The organism is Microbacterium pullorum (genome assembly GCF_014836535.1).
Taxonomy (GTDB): domain Bacteria; phylum Actinomycetota; class Actinomycetes; order Actinomycetales; family Microbacteriaceae; genus Microbacterium; species Microbacterium pullorum.
Window position 1 is genome coordinate 39,605 of sequence record NZ_JACSQP010000011.1, and the last position, 22,545, is coordinate 62,149.

A 22,545-nucleotide genomic window follows, 5' to 3' on the forward strand; every position below is an offset into this window, starting at 1 on the left:
CCTCGCACCGGCCGGATCAGGCCGTGGTGAAGCTCACGACCTTCGGCGCCCGCACCACGGCACGCGCGATCTCGCGACCGGCCAGCGAACGCAGCACGCGCTCGTCGCTGCGGGCCATCGCCTCGAGCTCGGCGGCATCGATGCGCGCCGAGACCTCGAGGGTCGCGCGCACCTTGCCATCGATCTGCACGATGGCCTTGACGGTGTCCTCCACGAGCAGCGTCGGGTCGGCCTGACGCCACGGTACGAGACCGACGAACGGCTCGTACCCGAGGATCGACCACATCTCCTCCGCGGTGTGCGGGGCGAACAGGTCGAGCACCATCGCGGTCACTTCGGCGGCTTCGCGCACCGCCGGGTCGGCCGCCCCGGCACCGGAATCGATCGTCTTGCGGGTGACGTTGACGAGTTCCATCAGACGGGCGACGACGACGTTGAATTTCGTCTGCTCGACCAGGGCCGGCGCATCCGCGAGCAGGCGGTGGGTCACGCGGCGGAGCGCGATGTCACCGTCCGCCCAGACGACGTCGGGCTTGCTGCTGACGTCGCCGGCGATGCGCAGTGCGCGGGCCAGGAACTTCGCGGCGCCCACGGTGGAAACGTCGGCCCAGTCCTTGTCGTCCTCGACGGGGCCGGCGAACGCCAGGCCCACCCGCAGCGCGTCGGCGCCGTGGGCGTCGAGCTCCTGCTGGAACAGCACCAGGTTGCCCTTGCTCTTGGACATCTTGGCGCCGTTGAGGATCACCATGCCCTGGTTGATCAGGCTCGAGAACGGCTCGGTGAACTCGACGTGGCCCATGTCGTAGAGGGCCTTCGTGATGAATCGCGCGTACAGCAGGTGCAGGATGGCGTGCTCGACACCCCCGATGTAGAAGTCCACCGGTCCCCAGCGGTCGGCCTCGCGCTGCGAGAACGGCTGCGTCTGGTCGCCCGGCGAGAGGAAGCGCAGGAAGTACCACGAGCTGTCGACGAACGTGTCCATCGTGTCCGGGTCGCGACGCGCCGGCTCACCCGTCTCGGGGTCCACCGTCGTGACCCACTCGGTCGCGGCACCCAGCGGCGACGATCCCTTCGGTGTGAGGTCGAGGCCCTTCACCGAGGGCAGCTCCACGGGGAGCTGGTCTGCCGGGACCGGAACGATGCGACCGTCGTCTGTGTGCACCATCGGGATGGGCGTGCCCCAGAACCGCTGGCGCGAGATGAGCCAGTCGCGCAGGCGATAGGTCTTCGCGGCGCGCCCGGTGCCGGCGGCTTCGAGCAGCTCGATCGCGCGGGCGATGGCATTGCGCTTGTTCATACCGTCGAGAACGCCGGAGTTGATGAGGCGCCCCTCGCCGGTCAGCGCGATGCCGGTGACGGCGGGGTCGAGCTCGTCGGCGACGTCCAGGCCGCCTTCGGGGTCGATCGGCTCGCCGGCGGCATCCAGTTCGATCACGGGGATCGCGCCGGTCACGGGCGCGGTCGTGTCGACGACGACGCGCACCGGCAGGTCGAAGGCGCGGGCGAAGTCGAGGTCGCGCTGGTCGTGCGCGGGCACGGCCATGACGGCGCCGTGGCCGTAGTCGGCGAGCACATAGTCGGCGGCCCAGATCGGCAGCCGTTCACCGTTGATCGGGTTGATCGCGTAGCGCTCGAGGAAGACACCGGTCTTGGGCCGGTCAGTCGCCTGCCGGTCGATATCGGTGACCTTCTGCACCTTCTCCAGGTAGTCCTGGAACCGCATGCGCACCTCGGGCGTGGAGCCCGCGGCGAGCTCGGCGGCGAGGTCGGAGTCGGGGGCGACCACGAAGAACGTGGCACCGTGCAGCGTGTCGGGGCGGGTCGAGAAGACCGTCACCTTGTCGGCCCGGCCCTCGATCTCGAAGTCGATATCGGCGCCGACCGAGCGACCGATCCAGTTGCGCTGCATCTGCAGCACCTTGTGCGGCCAGAAGCCCTCGAGCTGGTTGAGGTCGTCCAGCAGCCGGTCGGCATACTCGGTGATGCGGAAGTACCACTGCGTGAGCTTCTTCTTCACGACCTCGGTGCCGCAGCGCTCACAGCGTCCGTCGACGACCTGCTCGTTGGCGAGCACCGTCTGGTCGTGGGGGCACCAGTTGACCGGGCTCTCCTTGCGGTAGGCCAGGCCTCGCTCGAACAGCTGCTGGAACAGCCACTGGTTCCACTGGTAGTAGTCGGGGTCGCTCGTGTGCAGCACCCGGCTCCAGTCGAACGAGACGCCGTACTGCCTCAGGCTCGCTTTCTGCTGGTCGATGTTGGCGTAGGTCCACTCGCGCGGGTCGGCGCCGCGCTTGATGGCGGCGTTCTCGGCGGGCAGGCCGAACGAGTCCCACCCGATCGGGTTGAGCACGTTGTAGCCGCGGTGGCGCCAGAAGCGCGCGACGATGTCGGAGTAGAGGTAGTTCTCGGCGTGACCCATGTGCAGGTCGCCGGAGGGATACGGGAACATTGCCAGCACGTACTTGCGCGGGCGGGTGTCGTCGTCACCGCCGGCGCGGAACGGGTCGGTCTGCTCCCAGAGTCGCTGCCACTTCTCCTGAATCGCGTGCACGTCGAATGCGGCGCTGTCGCCGGTGGAGTCTGGGGAAGGCGTGTGGGACACGGGATATTGCCAATCGTGGGGTACTCGGGTCGCGTGAAACGCGTCGTTCCACATTACCGGACCGGCTGTGTCACCAGCCGGAGGGCAGGTGTGCGCCGAGCGCGGCGAGCGGCGCACGCGCTTTCACGGCGACCTCTGCGACCTCCGCTTCGGGGTCGGACCCCCACGTGATGCCGCCGCCGGCGCCGACGTACGCGCCGCCCGGGTGTACCACGATCGAGCGGATCACCATCGCGAGATCCAGCGCACCGTCTGCCCCCACCCACCCGAAGCAGCCGGCGAACACCCCCCGCGGCGCGGCCTCGAGCTCGTGCAGGATGGTCATGGCCGACAGCTTCGGGGCCCCGGTCATGCTGCCGGCGGGAAAAGTCGCCGCGAGCAGCTCCGCGACCGTGACGTGCGGCAGCAGTCGCCCGCCCACGGTGCTGACCAGCTGATGCACCGCCGGGTAGGACTCGACCGCGAGCAGAGCGTCGACGGCGACGGATGCCGGTGCGCACACGCGTGACAGATCGTTGCGCATGAGGTCGACGATCATGACGTTCTCGGCGCGTTCCTTCGTGCTGGCCGCAAGCTCCGCCGCCGATGCGGCATCCGTGGCGGCATCCGTCCCTCGCGGACGGGTGCCCTTGATCGGTCGCGTGCGCACGACGCCACCGGCTGCCTCGAGGAAGCGCTCGGGGCTGGCCGAGACGAGTGCGACGTCATCGCTGCGGATGAGCCCGCCGTGGTGCGCGGGCGACGAGGCCCGCAGGCGCAGGTGCGCGGCAACGGGGTCGATCGGCTCCGCCCCGGCGACCTCGAACCGCGTGGTGAGGCACAGCTGATAGGCGTCGCCCTCGCGGATGGCGGCGCGACACTGCTCAATGCGGCGCGCGTACACGCGCGCGCTCACGCGGGCGCGCGCGATGTGGCGCGCCGCCGGCGAGACCGTCGGGCGCTCGGCACAGGCCCACACTGTCGCCTGCGCCGCGAACGCCTCGACATCGTCCGCGGGCGCGACGGCCCACATCCGGCGCTCCGCATGGTCGAACGCGACGAAGTGCGTGGCGCGCAGCCACAGCTGGTCGGGGGCGGCCGTGTCGTCACGGTGCGGGGCCCCGGCGCGGGCGGCGGCGTCGTCGTAGCCGATCCACCCGACCCATCCCCCGTGGAACGGGCCCCACGATGACGCCGCAGCACGGGGTGTTCCCAGTCCGACCGAGTGGACGACGGCGTGGTCGGGTTCGGGCTCGCCGATGCCGATCCAGCTCCAGCCGGTCACCGCTTCGGGGCCCGCATCCAGCCAGAAGGCGTGCGGTTCGCGCGCGGGGCCCCCGGCGAACACCGCAGCCGGATCGGCCCACGCGACAGGCAGGGCGGACAGGGTGGGGAGCACCTTCTCAGGCTAGAGGTCGGCTGCGGCGCCTAGGCTCTCACCGTGAATGAGTTCCTCACGTGGCTGCTCGACGCGGTGCAGAGCGTCGACCCGGTGTTGCGCACCGTGCTGGCAGGGCTCGCCATCATGCTCGAGACCAGTGTGCTCGTGGGACTCGTCGTGCCCGGCGACACCATCGTCATCGTCGCCGGCACCGCCGTCGCGTCGCCCCTGGAAGGTGTGCTGCTGGTGATCGCCGTGATCATCGGCGCGCTCGTCGGCGAGAGCATCGGGTTCTGGCTCGGCCGCGTGCTGGGGCCGCGCATCCGCTTCTCCCGGCTCGGTGCGAGGATCGGTGAGCACAACTGGGCGAAAGCGGAGATGTACCTGCGGCGGCGCGGGGGGCCGGCCATCTTCTTGTCACGGTTCCTGCCGGTGCTGCACTCACTCGTGCCCCTCACCGTCGGGATGAGCGGCTACGCGTACCGCCGCTTCATCGCCTGGACGCTCCCCGCCTGCGCGCTGTGGTCGGTGGCCTACGTGGGAGTCGCCGCCGCCGCCGCCGGCACCTACCGTGAGCTGTCGGACCGCATCCACTTCGCCGGATACATCTTCGTGGGCGTCATCGTCGGGTTCCTCCTGCTGGCTTACCTCGCCAAGCGCCTGATCGCCCGACGTGAGCGTCGGCACCTCGAGTCGCAGAAAGCACCATCGTCACCACATGCCGATGAGGGCATGGGAGACTGAACGGGATGCCCGGCACAGACCCCGCTCCCCCCCGTCCGAAGATCCTCTGGATCGCGCGCCTGGAATACAGCTTCCACTCGTGGCGCGAGCGTCGCGCGCGGCGGCGCGGCCAGCTCCCCACGGTGGCGGCATTCCCCGGCTACGGCGGCCCGGATTGGGTGCGCGTGCTCGGGCGCGTCCTCATGGTGCCGTTGGTGCGCACCGATTCGCGCGGCGAATACGCCAGCGTGCGCGGCTGGCGCAGCTTCGCGGCGGTGCCGGTGGGCTTCGCACAGGTCACGATCGAGATCGACGGCGTCGCGCACGAGGTCGTCGCCGATCGGGGCGGCGTCATCGATGCCACGCTGCCGGGAAGTCTCGCTCCCGGGTGGCAGCCCATCACGATGTCCGTGGAGGGGGGTGAACCGGTGGAGACCCGCGTGTTCATCGTCGCGCCCGAGGTGCGCTTCGGCATCGTCTCCGACATCGACGACACCGTCATGGTCACGGCTCTCCCCCGGCCCCTGGTCGCCGCGTGGAACTCGTTCGTGCTCGACGAGCACGCGCGCCAGCCGGTGCCCGGCATGGCCGTGCTGCTGGAGCGCATCGCACGCGACAACCCGGGTTCTCCCGTGATCTACCTCTCGACCGGCGCGTGGAACGTCGCTCCCACCCTTGTGCGGTTCCTCCGGCGGCACGTGTTCCCGCCCGGGGCCATGCTGCTCACCGACTGGGGTCCGACGCACGATCGTTGGTTCCGCAGCGGCCGGCTGCACAAGGCCGAGAATCTGACTCGGCTCGCCCGGGAGTTCCCCCACATCAAGTGGCTGCTGATCGGTGATGACGGCCAGCACGACGACTCCCTGTACACCGCCTTCGCGGCGCAGCACCCCGACCGCGTCGCCGCCGTCGCGATCAGGCGGCTCTCCGCCACCGAGGCCGTGCTCGCCGGTGGCCGCACCGTGGTCGACGACCACTCCGCGGCGGGCGTGCCGTGGGTGACCGACTCCGACGGTGCGGGCCTGCTCGACCGGCTCGCCGACGTCGGAGTGGTCAAGCTCGACCCGCCCGCCTGAGCAGTCAGTCGCCTGCGCCGCGCAAGCGGATCGCCTCGGTGAGCACCCGACCGTCGGCGCCCGCCGGTCCTTCGTAGCCCAGCAGCGCCGCGATGGTCGGCGCGACATCGATGTGGCGCGGCGCCTCGGGCGCGGCGTTGGGGCGCACGCCGGAGCCGGCGAGCACCAGGGGCACCTCGAGCTCGCGGCTCGTGCCGTGCACCCCGGCCGCGTCACCGGGAGTGGCGCCGAGCGACCAGCCCGCGACGGGTTCGATGACCAGTTCCCCGTACTTCGGGGACATGTGAAGCTCTGCCTGCTCCGACTTGTCGTACACCGCCGCGATGTTCGGCAACGCGCTGATGGCCGCGTCGATGCGGGCCGCCGCCGTCGGGTCGGCTGCGGCGTCGCCGATCAGATGCAGCGATCCGACTCCGCCCACGACGATTACGACGTCGGTGTCGGGGCGTGGTGCGCGTCCTGCCGTCAGCATCTCCGCCCGGAACCCCGCGGCGGCGACAGCATCGAGCAGCTCCGGCTGCATGCCCTGGGTGAAAGTGCCCATCCCATGATCGCCGGTGATCACGAATGCCGTGCGGCCGTAGATGCCCGCTTCCTTGACCGCCGCCACGATGCGACCGATCTGTGCGTCGACCTCGGCGAGAGCGGCGGGCATGCCCGCGGCATCCGCACCGTCGGCGTGGCCGAGCACATCCAACGTGTCGCAGTACACGGCGATGAGATCGGGGATGCCGTTGGTGGTGATCATCTGCCCACCGCTGTCGACCGGCTCGCCGCGCAGCACCGCGATCGCATCGTCGGCCCGGCGCTCGCACGTGCCGCCGGGCTGTGTGTAGAGCCCATCCGGGTCGCCGTAGGTGACGCCGTAGTTCTGCAGGATGAACCACTGCGACGACATGACGGTGGCACCCTGATCGCGCAGCGACTGCGCGATGGTCGGCACGGCGAGATCCCGCTGCTGACTGCGGGCGGTCCCCGTCTGCGTGTCGAACCAGTAGGCGGTGTTCTGGTGGGTGGCAGGCCAGGCGCCCGTCGCGATCGAGGACCACGACGGGTTGGTGATCGACGTCATCACACCCGAGGAAGTCGTCAGGCTGCCCCGCTTCACGAGCTGGCGGAGGTTCGGCAGGGGAGCTTCCTCGAGATAGGCCGCGTCGAAGCCGTCCAGCCCGATGAAGACCACATGTTCTGCGGGCGGCGGTGGCGAGGCGGCGGGCGCGGCGAGCGGTGCACCACCGATGACGCCGCCGGCGGCGACGGTCGCCACAGCGACGGCGAGGAGGGAACGGAACCGGATACGCATCGTGAAGACTCCAGAGGTTCGACCAACACCGGGAATACCGGATGCCACGACGCTGAGGCCGCTCGGCGCGATCGGTCAACCACCCCGCTGCGGCGTGCAAGGAACCGGGATCGTCACCATGGCTCCTGACGGGAATCTGCCACCGCGTCGGTCGTCGCGATGTTGAATCCTTGCGACAACGGCGCACCCCATGCCGATCCCTCTCAAACCGGCGGGGCGCTCTGGCGGGGTCAGTCGGCTGCCGATTGGGTGCTCAGAAGGCAATCGGCGACGAAGCGGAGTGTGGCGATGACGGATCTGAACGCAGCGGCGAGTGGCGGCGTGGGGCGTGTGAGCAGGCGGGGCTTCCTCGGTTTGTCTGCGCTGGGACTCGGTGTGGGTGCGGCGGCAACCGGGTGGGGTCCGTGGCCGGGTGCGGCGGTGGGAGCTGCCCGGGCCGACGACGGGGGCGCGCTGCGTTTCGTCGTGCTCACCGACACGCACGCCAACGAGGAGGAGGGCGAGCGAATGGCGAACCTGGCGCGCGTCTTCGCCGCCGTTGAGCCAGAGGACCCCGACTTCGTGTTGCACTGCGGCGACATCACCGACTTCGGCGACGAGACCGGTTTCGCGGCCTACCGCGCCGCGATCCCCGCGGGGCTCTGGAGTCGTATCAGGCACACGCCGGGAAACCACGAGATCCGCTGGGATATCACGGCGCGCGAGAGGTTCCAGCGGTGGTTCGGCCCGACCAGCTACAGCTTCGACGCCGGCGGTGTGCACTTCATGGCGCTGGATCCCACCCAGACACTGCAGGAGCCTGGCCTGTTCGGCGGGGATCTCGACGACATCCGAAGCGACCTGGATGCCGCGGGAGACGTCCCGAGCGTGATGTTCCTGCACTTCCCGCTGGCCGGTCGCAACCACTACGTCAACGACGACGACGCGCTGCTGCAGACGATCGCGCCGTACCGGGTGCGCGGCATCTTCGCGGGACACATCCACCGAAGCGAGGTCGATCGCTTCAACGGGCTCACTCAGGTCGCCGCCATCAACACGCGCAGCGGTCCCTTCTACCTGCGCGTCACGGAGCGCCGCGACGCCGAGGACCGTGTGCTCGTCGTCGAGCAGGTCACGCTCGGTGCCCTCGACACCGACGCGCCGACAGTGCAGCCTGTCGCCGAGATCCCGCTCGGGGTCGGCCCCGGCCGCACCGCTGGACCGGTATCCGGCGGTGCACGGATAGATCGCGGCACGCTGACCCTCAGCGCGGTCGCCGGGCCGGGAGCTGTGGAGGTGGCTGCCCAGATATATGCGCAGGATGTGTTCGGTGCGGTCTTCGACGGCGAATGGGTGCCGCTCACTCGTACCGGCGGCTCGTGGAGCGGCACGCTCGACGGCAGCGCGCTCCTGCCGGGCGTCCATCGTGTGCGGTTCCGTGCCGTCGACGGCACCGGAGCATTCTGGTACGAGAACGTCACGGTCGATCACCGTGGCAAGTCGCGGTCCACCCCGAAGTGGGAACTGCCGATCGGCGGCCAGATCCAGGGCGCGCTGGCCGCGTTCGGGAGCACGGTGGTCGCGGCATCCAGCTCGGGTCGCGTGGCGGCGCTGCGCATCACCGGCGCGGCGCGGCATCGACTCTGGGAGCGCGATCTCGGCCCCGTGCACCGCGCGGCGGCGTTCTCCACCGACGGCACGGTCGTGTTCGTCCCCTCTGCGGATCACACCCTCAGCGCACTCACCGCGACGAACGGCCAGGAACGCTGGGTGGTCGACCTCGGCCGCCCCGTGCTGTCCACCCCGGCGGTCTTCGACGTCGGCGGCGTCGATCGCATCGTCGTCGCCGCCGGTGACCGCCTGTTCTGCCTCGACGGTGCCGGCGCGATGCTCTGGGAATCTGAGGTGCCGCGGCTCTCGGCGGGGCGTGCCGCCTCTGACGGGCAGCGGGTTTTCGTGGGTGCCGGCGACGGTCGCGGCTACGCCTATGACCTCGCCGACGGGAGCGCGCTGTGGTCGGTGCTCACCAACGTGCGCCCCGACACCTACCGGCAGCTGATCTATGGGCCCTGGGACGACTGGATCGAGGTGCTCCCGACCGGCGCGGTGCTGTTCAGTACCGTCGCCAACGCCATCGCCGTCGACCCGGAGACCGGTGCGGAACGGTGGCGCATCGACGGCAGCTACATCTTTGCGCCCGCACTGCTCATCGACGAGGGGACGCTGCTGCTCACCACGGAATGGGGCATCGTCGACGCGATCGATCCCGTCACCGGAGCGAGGCGCTGGAGCACCCAGGCTGTGCCGCGCGCGCTCAACGCGGGGCCCGTGCGGGATGCGCGAAACGGTACCGTGTGGCTGTTCGGCACCGGCGGGCGCCTCGTCGCGATCGATCCGGCGACCGGAGCGGTGACGGCCGATCGGCAGCTGTTCACCGCGAACACGTTCTCCACGCCCGCGATCCTCGGACGTCAGCTGATCGTCGGCGCGCAGGACGGGGTGCTTCGGGGTATCACCGTCTGAGCTCGGGCGGGGTGGCGGGGGTGAGCCCGGCACGCTTCACGGACTGCAAAGCGACTGCGACGTCGGCGTGCTGCAGCCCGGGCAGGCTGCCGATCGTGTCAGAAATGAAGGTGTAGAGCGCGGCATCCGATGGCAGTGCGATCTCGCCGCACAGATTTCGATCACCGGTGGTCGCCGCGATCATCAGCACGGACGGATGCTGGGCCAGTAGGTCGCCGGCGTGGCCGAGCTGGGTGGGATTTACGTTGAGCGAGACGAAGGCGTTGACCGGCAGGCCGATGCTCTCGGGTTCGACGACGGTGCGCATGCGCAGGGCGCCGGCCGTCATCATGGCCTCGGTGCGTCGTCGTACCGTGACGGGATTCGCGTCGCAGAGTTCGCCGAGACGCTGCCAGCCGAGCCGGCCGTCGTGCGAGAGCAGGTCGGCGATGCGCTCGTCGAGTGGATCCGTGGTTGCCGGCCGATCGGGAAGCGGGTCGTGCCACGGGTCCAGTCGCTGACCGCGCAGCTGCTCGACGAGGTCGGCGGCGAGGAGGTCGGGCAACCAGCTGTGGGGTGTAGCGAAGCGGCGGATCACCTGATTGCTCCACACCGCGAACACGCCATCGAGCGACGGCAGCTGCTCGAGGGTGATCGCGAGCAGATGCTCGTTGGAGGTGTAGCTGATCTCCGCGATGCAGTCGACGCTGCCGGTCAGCAGCTTCACCGACCCGCACTCCGGCCACGCCGCCAGTCGCGCCGCTGAGCGGTGCGCCTCGCCGGGACGACAACGCAGCCGCACGAAGAGCGAACGGGTGCGCCGGGTCGCCTCACCATCGAGCACTCCGATGACGCGCACCGTTCCCTCGCGCAGGAGTCGGCTCACGCGACGCGACACCGTCGCCTCCGAGGTGTAAACGACGTCGCTGACCTGGGCGTTGCTCGCACGCGGGTTGGCCATGAGGGCGCCGACGATGCGACGGTCGAGATCATCCAAGAAATGCGCCTTCGGTTCATGGGTACTGTCTCATCAGCAGGTTCCTTGCAAGATACCCGCAAATGTCGTCGATCACCCTCATCTCCCGAGAGGATCGGCGTACCCGTGCAGTGGCGCCAGGTCGCCCCTCACGAACCCACCGGCGCCCTGCGCCACGAACGAGGAGTGACGCATATGACCCAGCGTTTCCGGCCGCGCCTCGCGGCATCCATCGCGGCCGTCGCCGCAGTGACCCTGCTCGCGGGGTGCACAGGTGGCCAGGCCGAAGAGCAGGCAGCCGACCAGTCGGTCACCTTCTGGACGCCCCAGACCACGCCTGAGCGGCTCGCAGCCCAGGAGGCCGTCGCCGCAGCATTCACCGCAGAGACCGGGATCGACGTCGAGGTCGTCCCGATGGCCGGTGCCGACCAGGACCAGGCTCTGGTCACGGGCGCCGCCTCCGGCAACGTCCCCGACGTGATCCTCCACACCTCCACCCAGGCCGGCGCCTGGACGTCGCAGGGCCTGCTCGACACAGCGGCCGCTTCCGCGGTCGTCGCGACGCTGGGTCAGGAGACCTTCAACGAGCGCGCCATCGATGCCGTCACGCTCGACGGTGAGATCGCCGCCGTGCCCAGCGACGGCTGGACGCATGTCATCGCGTACCGTGCCGACCTGCTCGAGGAGGCCGGCGTCGACGTGCCCACGAGCCTCTCCGAACTCGCGGATGCCGCCGCCACCGTGAAAGACACGCTGGGCATCACGGGAATGGCATTCGGCACGCAGGCCGGAACCGCCTCGGCGACCGAGGGCATCCAGTCGCTCTTCCAGAGCGCCGGCTGCGAACTCGTCGTCGACGGTGAGGTGCTCATCGACTCCGCCGAATGCACCGACGCGGCAGAGGAATTCCTTACTCTCCGCAACTCCTCTGTCGCCGGCGACTTCGACGTCACCAGCGCTCGCGCCGCGTACATGAACGGCGACGCAGCGATGCTGCTGTTCTCCACTCACATCCTCGACGAACTCGCGGGTCTCGACTCCGCCACTCCCCCGACGTGCAGCGAGTGCGCTGCCACGCCGACGTTCCTCGCCGACCACACGCAGTTCATCACCGTGCTGGACGAGGACAACCCCGCTCAGTTCGGCGCCATGCTGAGCTACGGCATCCCGACCGGCGCCAACGTCGAGGCGGCACAGAAGTACATCGAGTACGCCATGAGCACCGGCTACGTCGACACGCTGGGTGTCGCGACCGAGGGCCGCATTCCGCTGCGCAACGGCACGGCCGACGACCCGACCGAGTTCCTCTCCGCCTGGGGCGGCCTCGGCATCGGCCCGGGCCAGAAGATGACCTCGGTCGAACTGTACGGCGAGGACTTCAGCACCGCGATCGAAGAGGGCATCAACGCGGTGTCCCTGTGGGGCATGGGCACCGACGACGCCACGCTCGCAGGCCTCGTGTCGAGCCAGGGCGTGCTGGCAGGGCAGATCGAACAGCTCTACTCCGGCACCTCCGCCGCCGACGTGACCGCAGCGATGCGCGCGGCGGTCGAGGAGGTCCAGGCAGGCCTGTGACCAGCACCACTTCACCGCGCACGACCCGGGGGCGGCAGCTCAGCCGCCCCCGGCGTGAGAACCGCAACGGCCTGCTCCTGACGGCACCGACGCTCGTCGTCATCCTGTTCGCCTCGATCCTGCCGCTCATCCTCGTCTTCGTCTTCGCGTTCAGCGAGATCCGGTTGGTGGACATCCCGCTGCTGGGCACACAGCCCATCGACTGGACCCTCGACAACTTCACCCGGGCCTTGGGCAACCCCTCGTTCTGGAACGCGCTGGGCACGACCCTGACGTACTCGACGCTCACGATGATCGGGTCGGTCACGGTCGGACTCATCCTCGCGCTCGCGCTGCGCCGACCGTTCCGTGGACGCGGAATCGTGCGCGCGCTCCTGCTCGTGCCGTACGTGCTGCCACTCATCGCTGCCGTGACCATCTGGCAGACGATGCTCAACCCGCAGTACGGCATCGTCAACGCGTTCGGTCGGGAAGTGCTCGGGTGGGAGAGCTCCATCGGCTTCCTCAACACAGCCCGCTATGAGGTGTTCGGCATCGAGGTGCCGCTCGCGCTGCTGGTCGTGGTCCTGTTCGAGATCTGGGCGTCGGCGCCGCTGGCTTTCCTGTTCATCACGGCGCGGCTCCAGGGCGTAACCCCCGGCATCGAAGAGGCCGCGGCGTTGGACGGCGCCAACGGCTTCCAGATCACGACACGTATCGTCCTGCCCCAACTAAAGGGCGTGATCCTGCTGCTGTGTCTGCTGCGGTTCATCTGGACGTTCCAGAGCTTCAGCGAGATCTACCTGCTCACCGAGGGCGCCGGCGGCACCCAGGTGATGGCGCTGAAGGTCTACACCGAATTGGTGACCCGTGCCGACATCGGCAGCGCCGCAGCCTATGGGCTCCTCATGTCGGTGGTGCTGGTCGCGCTGCTGGCGGTCTACGTCGTGCTCTCACGAAGGAAGGTGGATGTCGAATGAGCCGCCACCGCTCACCCCTCGCACCGAGCCCGGCCGCCAACGTCGGGCGGTTCCTGCTCATCGCCGCCGCCCTGGTGATCTCGATCGGGCCTGTCGTCTACGGGTTCCTGCTGTCGCTGCGGCCCTACTCCGCCATCGTCCAGGCGCCGCTGGATCTGCTCCCGTCCTGGGAGGAGCTCGACTTCACGGCGTACACGACGGCCATGCTCGACCAGTCGCAGGGCGGCTTCGGGCTCGGCCGGTTCGTGCTCAACTCCCTCGTGGTCGCGGTCGGCACCGTGGTGCTTTCGATCATCGTGTCGATCCTCGGCGCCTATGCCGCCGCCCGCCTGCGCTATCGCGGACGCAAGGTCGTGAACGCGATCATCCTCGGGATCTACCTGTTCCCCGGCATCGTCCTGTCGGTGCCGCTGTTCGTGCTCCTGGCCAAAGCGGGACTCACCGGGTCGCTCGTCGGCCTGTTCTTCGTCTACGTGGCCACGACCGTGCCGGTCTCGATCTACATGATGCGCAACTACTTCCTCGCCCTGCCCGAGAGCATCGAGGAAGCGGCGACGATCGACGGGGCGACGCTCCCCCAGATGCTGCGCAGCGTCGTGCTGCCGATCGCACTTCCCGGTGTCATCGCGACGGCGATCTACGTCTTCATGATCGCGTGGAACGAGTACTTCTACGCGCTGCTGTTCCTCGTGCAGGACCGTAACCTGTGGACAGCTCCCCTCGGCATCTCGCAGTTGGCCGACTTCAACGTGCCGGTCCCGGTGCTTCTCGCCGGTTCCATCGCCGTGACGGTGCCCGTCGTCATCCTGTTCTTCCTCGCCCAGCGATACCTCGTTGACGGCCTGACCTCCGGAGCGGAGAAATGAGTTCCACACCCCAACGGATCGTCATCATCGGTGCCGGAGGCCGCGGACGCGATGCCTACGGACGCTGGGTGATCGCCCACCCCGAGCTGGCGCAGGTCGTCGCCGTCGTCGACATCGACGCGACACGTCGTACTTCGTTGGCTGCGGCCGCCGGTGGCGCGATCGAGTACGCCGACTGGCGCGATGCGGTGGCCGACCTCGGCATGCTCGCCGCCGATGGCGTGGTGATCGCGGTTCCCGATGCCCTGCATGTGGACGTGGCGATCGCCGTCGCCGACGCGGGGGTGCCGTTCCTGCTCGAGAAGCCCGCGGCGCCCACGCTGGACGAGCTCGAACGGCTCGCCGCGCACGCCGACCGGGTGTCGGCGCGGCTCGCGATCGGCCACGTGCTGCGGTTCACGCCCTTCTGGCGGGCCATCAAGCAGGTGATCGATTCGGGGACGATCGGGCGTCTGATGACCATGGAGGTGCGGGAGAACATCGGGTTCTGGCACTTCGCCCACTCGTACGTGCGCGGCAACTGGCGCGACACAGCCACCTCGAGCGCCATGGTGCTCGCCAAGACCTGCCACGACCTCGACCTCATCCGCTGGATCGCCGGCGACGCGCCTGAGACGCTCTACAGCATCGGGGGGCTCTCAGAGTTCCGACCCGAGAATGCCCCCGCAGGAGCGCCGGCATTCTGCGTGGACGGATGCCCCGTCGCCGCCACCTGCCCGTACTTCGCGCCGCGCTACTACGTCGAGGCGCTCGCCGACGTCCACGGGCACCCGGTGCACCTGCTCGGTGACGACACCTCCACGGCCGGCAGACTCGAGGCGCTGAGCACTGGCGAGTACGGCCGCTGCGTCTACCGCAGCGGAAACGACGTCGCCGACCATCAGCAGACGACGATGCAGTTCCCTGGGGGCCTGACCGCGACGCTCACGGCATCCGCCTTCACCGCCGAGAACACCCGCACCGTGGCGATCACGGGGTCGGGTGGGCAGCTCACCGGTCACATGGAGAGCGGCGAACTCGTGATCGACCTGTTCTCGCCGGGAGCGACGCTGCCCGACGGACTGCCAATCGCGCAGCACGGCACGACGACGATGAAGCCCATGGGCCACATCCGGCACACGCTCACCGTGGCAGCGGCCGACGCGGATCTGGGTGACCACGCCGGCCACGCCGGCGGCGACGCCGGCCTCATGGCGGAGTTCGTCGCCGCGCTGGGCGACGGGACGGTCGGCGCGGGCGAACTGTCGTTCAGCACGGCCCTCGACAGCCACCTGATGGCTTTCGCCGCCGAGGAATCCCGGCTCAGCGGGTCGCGCATCGAGTTCGCGGAGTGGGTCAGCCGGCACGGCGTCACCCCGGAACCCGTGGTGTGAGGTGACCGGCGTGACGGAGCACGACGAGTTCGTCGAGGCGATCGGCGGCATCGTCGAGCGACTCGGGGGCGATGCCACTCGGGTGCGCGCGGTGCGGCTCGAGCCGTCCGACGATGCCGCAGCCTGCGGCACATACGCCGCGGCGGACGGCGTGCTCACCCTCGGCGGCACCGACGTCGTTGCCGCGGCCAGCGCCCTGGCGCGGTACCTGCAGGTGAACGGTCGTCGCATCACGTGGGAGACGCCGCTGCTCCAACCCGCCTTCGAGGCCTGGCCCGACGCGGCGCACACCGCGATCCGCACGCCGTTCACGGTGCGGTACTACCTCAACGTCGTCACCCATGGGTACTCCACCGCCTATTGGGACTGGCAGCGATGGGAGCGCGAACTCGACTGGATGGCGCTGCACGGCATCACGCATCCGCTGATACTGACCGCCTACGAGGTCGTGCTCGAAGAAACGCTCCGTCGGTCGGGCGTACCGGCCGTGCAGGCCCGGGCGTGGGTGGGCAGCGCCGCACACACGCCCTGGATGTCGATGGGCGGCATGCACGACTTCGGCGGCCCCCTCCCGGCCCACTGGGCGCAGCGGCGGGTGGATCTGGCTCGGCGCATCCTCGGTCGCGCGCGAGAGTTCGGGATGACACCGGTGCTGCCGCTGACCGGCGGGCACGTACCGGCTTCGCTCGCCGGCGACGGCGCACCGCAAATCGAATGGCAGGGGTGGCGAACGCCCATGCTCGAGCCGTCGTCGGTCGCTTACGCCGACCTCGTGCGCACGTTCCTCGAGGTACAGCGCGAGTACCTCGGCGACCCCGGTCCCCACCCTGTCATCGCCGTCGACCCGTACATCGAATCGCTGCCGCCGAGAGGTGATGAGGAGGCACTCGCGGCCGCAGGCCGTGGCATCCATCGCGCCATCGCCGCGGTACACCCCGGTGCGACCTGGCTGCTGCAGGGTTGGCCGTTTCACTATCACCGCGACTTCTGGACCCCGCAGCGCGTCAGCGCCTATCTCTCGGACGTGCCGCACGAGCGGCTTCTGCTGATCGACCTGTGGGGAGAGCACGCGCCGATGTGGCGCGAGGGCATGCACGGGCGGCGGTGGCTCTGGAGCGCCATCCACAACTTCGGGGGCCGCTTCGCCCTGTTCGGCGACCTCGAGGGACTTGCCGCCGACGTCGCGGAGCTGCGGGCACTGCGCCCCGAGCGGCTCGAGGGCATCGGTCTCGCACCGGAGGCGATCGAGAACAACACGGTCTTCTACGAGCTGGCCACCGACCTCGTCTGGGACACCGTCGATCCAGCGGAATGGCTCGATTCGTTCGCGGTTCAGCGCTATGGCGTGAGTGACGAGCGCGCGCGCCAGGTGTGGCGGCTGCTCGCGGCGACGCTCTACGGACCCGGCCGCACCCGTTCCATCCCGTCCCCGGTGTTCGCGCGGCCGTGGAGCGCGACGGCACCGTTCGCCGCCCAGCGGCTCGCCGGTGAAGCATTGCCGACAGAGCCCGCGCGCATGTCGGCCAACATCGACGCCGAGAACGATCCCACCGTGCAGGAGGACCTGCCGCGCATCGCACGGGCAGCACGTCTGCTGCTGGAGGTGACGGATGCCGCGGCGCACACCGCCGCTCTCGAACGTGACCTCGTCGATCTCACCGGGCACCTGATCGCGCAGCGCACGCGCGAGCATATCCGCGGCATCCTCGAGGCGTCGGGCCGGCACGATGCGCCGGCGATCGGCGCACACGCCGCCCGGCTGCGTGCCGCGCTCCTGGACCTCGATGCCCTCGCTGCCACCTGCCCCGAATCGCGGGTGTCGACCTGGATCGATGCAGCCCGCGCCTGGGCCGACGACGCGACGGAGGCGGCGGCGATGGAACACGATGCGCGCAGCCTGGTGTCGGTGTGGGGCCATCAGACCAGTGGGCTGCATGACTACTCGGGGCGGCATTGGTCGGGTCTTGTCCGCGACCTCTACCTGCCGCGCTGGGAGGCGTGGGCACAGTGGCTCGCGCAGGCGGCGGAGCACCAGACCGAGCCCGACGTCGCGGTGTTCCGCGACCGGATCGTCGCGATCGAGGAAAAGTGGCGCGCCGCCGTCGGCAGTGACGATCGTTCCGACGCGTCGCCGAGTGTCGTCGCCGCAGCCGCGCTGGATCGGGTGGGCTACTGACACCCTTCGCGTCGGTCGCCCACCCGACCGATGTCGGCGCCCCCGCGTACGCTTGCACCCATGTGTGGTCGTTTCGTCGTCGCCAATGTGGCATCCGAACTCGTCGGCGTTCTGCGCGTCGACGTCGAGGGTGAGGTGCTGCCCCCGCCCTCCTACAACATCGCGCCCACCGCGCGAGCGGCCATCGTGCTCGATTCCGCCAAGACCGAGCCCGCGACCCGTCGCCTGGAGTCGGCACGGTGGGGGCTGGTCCCCGGCTGGGCGAAGGATCCGAGCATCGGCTCGCGGGCGTTCAACGCCCGGGCTGAGGAGCTCGAAGACAAGCCGATGTTCCGCAACGCGCTCATCAAGCGACGCGCCGTGGTGCCGGCATCCGGCTACTACGAGTGGAAGCAGGTCGACGGCGGCAAGGTGCCGCACTACATCCATCCCGCCGACGACCAGCCGATGTTCTTCGCCGGGCTCTACGAGTGGTGGAAGGATCCGGCCAAGGCCGATGATGACCCCGACCGGTGGCTGCTGAGCTTCACGATCCTCACCCGCGATTCCGTCGGCCACTTGGGTTCCATCCACGACCGCATGCCGTTGTTCATCGACGGCGACTTCGCCGACGCGTGGCTCGACACCGACACTGACGACCACAACGTGCGCGACCTGTTGGATGCCGCCATCGACGCTGCACCCGCCCTCGCCGACACGCTCGACGATCACGTGGTGTCGTCCGCGGTCGGCAACGTGCGCAACGACTCCCCCGACCTCATCGCGCCGGCCGCGTAGGTCGGCACGGGTCGCCGCGCGCCGCGGCGTGTCGGCATCCCTCGCCCGACTTCGTCTCCGCGCGGCGTTCCTTCGCGGCTGCGCCCCGGCATCTCCGCCTACCGTTGCCGTTGCCGTTGCCGAAACCAGGGGATCTGCCCAGATGCGGACGAAGTGCCACCAGCGGTCCGCATTCGGGCAGATCTCCGCATCTCGGCACACCCGGATGGCGCGGCATCCGCGCCCCGTGGCGACGCGCGTAGGCTCGAGGGATGCTCTCGCCCGCCTCTCCCGCCGACACGGCGCTCAGCCGGGCCGAGTGGCGGGCGCGCGAGGACGCACACCAGGCCCGCGCCGACGAGCTGACCGCCGCCCGCCGAGATCGCGCCGCGCGCGGCCGGACGCACCCCGTCGACGACTTCCTCTACACGTACTACTCATACAAGCCCGCGCTGCTGCGCCGGTGGCATCCGGGCGCCGGCGTCGAGCTCGCCGAAGCCGCGAGCACCCCGCGCTCCGCCTGGCGCTGGTACGCGCCAGGTGGCGCACCCGGCAGTCTGCGGGTCGACGTGGCCGGCTTCACCACCGCCAAGACCGATCTGCTGACGCTGTGCGAACGGATGCTGCGCCTCACCGCCGCGCGGCCGGGCCAATTCGGCTGCTTCGGACTGCACGAATGGGCGATGGTCTACCGGGCCCCCGAGCTGCGTCACGCCGTACCGCTGCGGCTCGGCCAGCGCGGCACCGATGACGTCGTCGAGAGCCATGACCTGCGGTGCACCCACATCGACGCGTTCCGGTTCTTCACCGACGACGCCGTGCCCCGCAACCGGTTCACACCCACGCGCGCCGACCAGCCGATGCGCGAGCAGCCCGGCTGTCTCCACGCCGGCATGGACGTCTACAAGTGGGCCATGAAGCTCGGCCCGATCGTGCCCGGTGAGCTGATGCTCGACGCGTTCGAGCTGGCCCGCGACATCCGCGCGCTCGATATGGCGGCCTCGCCCTACGACCTCGCCGACTGGGGTGTCGTGCCGGTGCCCATCGAGACGGCCGACGGCAAAGCGGAGTACGTCAGGCAGCAGCGCGGCTTCGCCGAGCGTGCCAACGCGTTGCGCCGCGCGATCCTCGAGGCGTGGCGGCCCGATCAGCCCACCGGCTGACACTGCGGGCACGGCAGCAGCGCGTCCGGTGACTGCTGCAGCCGCAGCTGCGTCACCCGCGTCGCCGCCTCCGCCAGGCGCTCGGCCGGCAGCGCGCCCGAGTCGGCCGCGGCGGTGATGCCGTCGACGATGCGGCTCGCGGTGCCGGCATCCGAGAGCATCACCGACATGACCATGTCGTTGCCCGCGGCGATCGCCGCGACGGCGTTGGCGACGGGGTCGGCGTAGCGCGGATCGCCGGTGTTCTGCAGCATCCCGAGGTCGTCGGTGATGGCCACACCGTCGAACCCGAGGTCCTCGCGTGCGATGCGGTGCCATTCGGTCGAGAGCGTCGCGGGTGCCGCATCGACCGCGGTGAACACCAGGTGACCGAACATCAGCACCTCCGCGCCCGCGTCGATGCCCGCGCGGAACGGCACGGCGTCGGTCTGCTCCCACTGCTCCAGCGGCAGGTCGGTGGTGGGCAGCATGTGGTGGGAGTCCCCCGGCGCCGCGCCGTGACCCGGGAAGTGCTTGAGCGTGCTGGCCACGGCTGCGGCCTCGCCCTCGACGGCTGCCGCCTCCCGCTGCGCCGCAGCCGTGGGACTCGTGCCGAGGCCCCGGCGGAAGATGAAGCTGTCGGGATCTGCCGGTACGTCGGCGACGACACCGAAGTTCACGGTCGCGCCGCCCCGCTGCAGCAGCGCGCCCCGGGCTGCGAAGGCATCTGCGGTGGCCGCCGCCGGCTCGTTCTTCAGCGTCACCGCACCCGCGAAGTCGTCCCACGGCAGCCGGGTGACGTCGCCGCCCTCCTCGTCGATGCCGATGAGCGGCGGGAGAGCGGGATCGATGGTGAGCGAATCGGTCACCCGCCGCAACCCGGCCTCGTCGCCCGGGACGTTGGCGCCCATCAGTATGAATCCGCCGAGGGCGTCGCCGGACATGTAGTCGTGCAGCGTCGCGGGGTCGCTCGTCGGGATGTGCCCCATGACGACGGATGCCGCGCGCTCTCGGGTCGACATCGCCGCGACGAGACGCTCGGCGTGGGTGGCGAGCGCCGCCTCGTCCGCGGGAACCACGACCACACCGGAACCCGACTCCGCGAGCGATGAAGACGCGGATGCCACGGATGCCGGCTCGCCCGCGGGCGTCGCGCTGTGTGCCGCCACCGGCGTCGTCATTCCGAGGGCCGCGACGCATGCGGTGATCCCCAGGAGTCGGACGGTTCGCTGCACCGGGCAAGTGTACGTGCGAGTGCTGACTTCTTCGTGGGAGGGCGGCGGCGCTCAGGCAGAACCGACAGGCTGACGCAGGATCGTGCGCAGCTTGGCCGGCTCTACTCTGCGCAGATCGCTGAGGTAGATCTCGTGATGCTTGCCGGTCATCTGCAGCCCGGCATCGGGGATGAACTCGTCATGCATCCGTTGGAGCACCTCTGCTTCGTCGTCGAACGGACCGATGTGCAGCGTCTGTACGCAGCGGCCTTCCGTGAGCGTTTCGAGGCGCAACTGCGCGAGTGCGGCCGGCGGATGGCCGTGGGCGACCGTCGCCACCGCGGCGTCGAACATCTGCCGGGTGATCCAGTCGGGCACCATCATCAGCACGGTCCAGCGCCACGCCGCCTTGTTGCGACGGCTCGTGAACGCCGCCATGTCGTCGGCCCACCACTGCGCCTCCAACGGCATGACGACGTAGTCGCGGTCCAACTGCTGCTTGCTGGCGAACTTGAGCCGGTAGCCCACCGGGTAGAGCGTCTGGATGGCATCCGAGAAGGCCTGCGAGGTGTCAGGGTCCCCCTGGCCGTCGATGGCGAGGTACTGCATCGGGGGTACATCGACGACCTGGAAGGTGCCGGTACGAGCCCGATAGACGTCCATCGTCTTCCTGAAGTCGGTCTTCATCCCGCGATCGTGCCATGAACACACGACTACGGCCATGCACCCACGGTGAGCGTGACGCCGGCAGCTCACGGGTACTACGGTGACGACATGACCGGGGTGTGGCTTGCGGCTTTGAGCGGGCTCATCAGCGGCGGGACCCTGTTACTCGGGGCCGCGGTCGCGTGGTTCGTGCAGATTCCGCAGCGCTTCGTCGCCGGCGTCCTGGCGCTCGGAGGCGGCGTGCTCATCGCAACGCTCGCGTTCGAGCTGGTGCTCGAGGCGGCCGACGACGGCGGGCCGGTCCCCACGTCGATCGGATTCGCCGCCGGTGCCGTCATCTACATCGTCGCGGACTGGCTCGTCTCGCGTCCACCGCGGCCCGCCGAGCATCCGCCGGCCAACGTGGTCGCCCGCCGCGGCTCCGCCCGGCTCGCCGGCGGGTCTGGCGTGGCGATCGCGATCGGCGCGCTCATCGACGGCATTCCGGAGTCGATCGTCATGGGACTCTCGGTCGTGGGCGGCGGGATCAGCATCCCGATCGTCGCCGCGGTGGCGATCAGCAACTTTCCTGAGGGTCTCGGTTCCACGGCCGAGCTCAAGCGCAGCGGCGCGACGCTGCGCGTCGTGGGACTGCTCTGGGGCGGCATCGCCCTGGCGACTGTGGTCGCCTGCGTCGTCGGCTACCTGGCGTTCCAATCGGCGCCGCCCTTCGTCGTCGCGCTGACGACGGCGACAGCGGCGGGCGGGTTGCTGGCGATGATCTGCAACACGATGATCCCCGAGGCGTTCGAGAACCAGCGGATGCTCACGGGGCTGTGGGCGACGCTGGGCTTTCTCGGTGCCTTTCTGCTGCATGAAGCGGGCGGGTGACCTCGATTCCGTGGCGCGTTGGCGAGACATCCCCCGGCATCGGCGTCATGGGTCTGGACGGCGGGCTCTTCTTCGCCACGGCCGAGGCGTTCGACGAGCGGGTGCGCGGCCTCATCACGGGAGATCAGCCCGTGCACGCGCTGGTGATCGATCTCGAGGGCGTCGGATTCATCGACTCGCAGGGTGCCGCGAAGCTCACCGAGATCCGGGATCTCACCGAAGCAGAGGGCGTCACGCTGCGGCTGGCCAGGCTGGGGCCGCGCGTGCGGAAGGTACTCGACGCCGAGGGTTTGCTCGACAGCGTCGGGGCTGACCACGTGCACGGCAACGTGCACCGCGCGGTGGAGGCCCAGCGCACCGTGGACGGCGGGCACGGGTGACGGCGGTGCGACTCGTCGACACTCGGCCGCGCAGGCGGATCTAGGCT

At 69.8% G+C, this 22,545-nt stretch carries 18 protein-coding genes; 12 read left to right on the plus strand and 6 right to left on the minus strand.

The window, feature by feature from the left end; all coding sequences use genetic code 11:
- Positions 1-16: 16 nt before the first annotated feature.
- Both leuS and H9651_RS13640 read right to left on the minus strand, forming a co-directional pair.
- Positions 17-2,656, minus strand: coding sequence for a leucine--tRNA ligase (gene leuS, locus H9651_RS13635; RefSeq protein ID WP_191719879.1), 2,640 nt, complete (start codon positions 2,654-2,656; stop codon positions 17-19).
- A 16-nt stretch (positions 2,657-2,672) separates the two neighbouring features.
- Positions 2,673-3,980 carry an anthranilate synthase component I family protein gene (locus H9651_RS13640; RefSeq protein ID WP_191719880.1) on the minus strand — a complete coding sequence of 436 codons (1,308 nt, stop codon included), beginning with the start codon at positions 3,978-3,980 and terminating at the stop codon, positions 2,673-2,675.
- 42 nt (positions 3,981-4,022) lie between these two features.
- Here H9651_RS13640 and H9651_RS13645 point away from each other — a divergent pair, with 42 nt between their 5' ends.
- Positions 4,023-4,706 carry a DedA family protein gene (locus tag H9651_RS13645; RefSeq protein WP_191719881.1) on the plus strand — a complete coding sequence of 228 codons (684 nt, stop codon included), beginning with the start codon at positions 4,023-4,025 and terminating at the stop codon, positions 4,704-4,706.
- Positions 4,707-4,711: 5 nt separating this feature from the next.
- A complete protein-coding gene (locus tag H9651_RS13650; RefSeq protein WP_191719882.1) occupies positions 4,712-5,761 on the plus strand; it encodes an App1 family protein in 1,050 nt (349 codons plus the stop codon).
- A 4-nt stretch (positions 5,762-5,765) separates the two neighbouring features.
- On the opposite strand, the gene H9651_RS13655 is transcribed toward H9651_RS13650, so the two are convergent.
- On the minus strand, positions 5,766-7,064 hold the full coding sequence (locus H9651_RS13655) for an alkaline phosphatase family protein (protein WP_191719883.1): 1,299 nt from the start codon (positions 7,062-7,064) through the stop codon (positions 5,766-5,768).
- Positions 7,065-7,352: 288 nt separating this feature from the next.
- Between H9651_RS13655 and H9651_RS13660 the strand changes: the two genes are divergently transcribed.
- Entirely contained in the window at positions 7,353-9,566 is a 2,214-nt protein-coding gene (locus H9651_RS13660; RefSeq protein WP_191719884.1) for an outer membrane protein assembly factor BamB family protein, read from the plus strand.
- On the opposite strand, the gene H9651_RS13665 is transcribed toward H9651_RS13660, so the two are convergent.
- A complete protein-coding gene (locus H9651_RS13665; protein WP_191719885.1) occupies positions 9,556-10,542 on the minus strand; it encodes an Lrp/AsnC family transcriptional regulator in 987 nt (328 codons plus the stop codon). The genes H9651_RS13660 and H9651_RS13665 overlap by 11 nt on opposite strands.
- A gap of 174 nt (positions 10,543-10,716) precedes the next feature.
- Between H9651_RS13665 and H9651_RS13670 the strand changes: the two genes are divergently transcribed.
- The 7 genes from H9651_RS13670 to H9651_RS13700 all read left to right on the plus strand — a co-directional run bounded on the left by H9651_RS13670 (position 10,717) and on the right by H9651_RS13700 (position 19,389).
- Positions 10,717-12,096 (plus strand): ABC transporter substrate-binding protein, encoded by a 1,380-nt coding sequence (locus H9651_RS13670; protein ID WP_191719886.1) that lies wholly within the window; start codon positions 10,717-10,719, stop codon positions 12,094-12,096.
- Entirely contained in the window at positions 12,093-13,055 is a 963-nt protein-coding gene (locus H9651_RS13675; RefSeq protein ID WP_191719887.1) for a carbohydrate ABC transporter permease, read from the plus strand. The genes H9651_RS13670 and H9651_RS13675 overlap by 4 nt, the downstream gene beginning before the upstream one ends.
- Positions 13,052-13,921, plus strand: a complete 870-nt coding sequence (locus tag H9651_RS13680) for a carbohydrate ABC transporter permease (protein ID WP_191719888.1) — start codon at positions 13,052-13,054, stop codon at positions 13,919-13,921. The genes H9651_RS13675 and H9651_RS13680 overlap by 4 nt, the downstream gene beginning before the upstream one ends.
- Positions 13,918-15,294 carry a Gfo/Idh/MocA family protein gene (locus tag H9651_RS13685; RefSeq protein WP_191719889.1) on the plus strand — a complete coding sequence of 459 codons (1,377 nt, stop codon included), beginning with the start codon at positions 13,918-13,920 and terminating at the stop codon, positions 15,292-15,294. The genes H9651_RS13680 and H9651_RS13685 overlap by 4 nt, the downstream gene beginning before the upstream one ends.
- A 10-nt stretch (positions 15,295-15,304) precedes the next feature.
- A complete protein-coding gene (locus tag H9651_RS13690) occupies positions 15,305-17,470 on the plus strand; it encodes an alpha-N-acetylglucosaminidase TIM-barrel domain-containing protein (RefSeq protein WP_191719890.1) in 2,166 nt (721 codons plus the stop codon).
- 60 nt (positions 17,471-17,530) lie between these two features.
- The gene (locus H9651_RS13695) at positions 17,531-18,247 is read left to right on the plus strand and encodes an SOS response-associated peptidase (protein ID WP_191719891.1); all 717 of its coding nucleotides are present in this window, start codon (positions 17,531-17,533) and stop codon (positions 18,245-18,247) included.
- A gap of 251 nt (positions 18,248-18,498) precedes the next feature.
- Positions 18,499-19,389, plus strand: a complete 891-nt coding sequence (locus H9651_RS13700) for a 3-methyladenine DNA glycosylase (protein WP_191719892.1) — start codon at positions 18,499-18,501, stop codon at positions 19,387-19,389.
- Here the strand turns inward: H9651_RS13700 and H9651_RS13705 are convergent.
- Together H9651_RS13705 and H9651_RS13710 are read right to left on the minus strand one after the other, a co-directional pair.
- A complete protein-coding gene (locus tag H9651_RS13705) occupies positions 19,374-20,603 on the minus strand; it encodes a glycoside hydrolase family 3 N-terminal domain-containing protein (RefSeq protein ID WP_318244884.1) in 1,230 nt (409 codons plus the stop codon). The two genes, H9651_RS13700 and H9651_RS13705, sit on opposite strands and share 16 nt — an antisense overlap.
- Before the next feature lie 51 nt (positions 20,604-20,654).
- The gene (locus tag H9651_RS13710) at positions 20,655-21,269 is read right to left on the minus strand and encodes a GyrI-like domain-containing protein (protein ID WP_191719893.1); all 615 of its coding nucleotides are present in this window, start codon (positions 21,267-21,269) and stop codon (positions 20,655-20,657) included.
- 45 nt (positions 21,270-21,314) lie between these two features.
- Between H9651_RS13710 and H9651_RS13715 the strand changes: the two genes are divergently transcribed.
- A complete protein-coding gene (locus H9651_RS13715) occupies positions 21,315-22,118 on the plus strand; it encodes a ZIP family metal transporter (RefSeq protein WP_318244885.1) in 804 nt (267 codons plus the stop codon).
- Entirely contained in the window at positions 22,115-22,498 is a 384-nt protein-coding gene (locus H9651_RS13720) for a sodium-independent anion transporter (RefSeq protein WP_191719894.1), read from the plus strand. Before H9651_RS13715 ends, H9651_RS13720 begins: the two co-directional genes overlap by 4 nt.
- Positions 22,499-22,545: the final 47 nt, after the last annotated feature.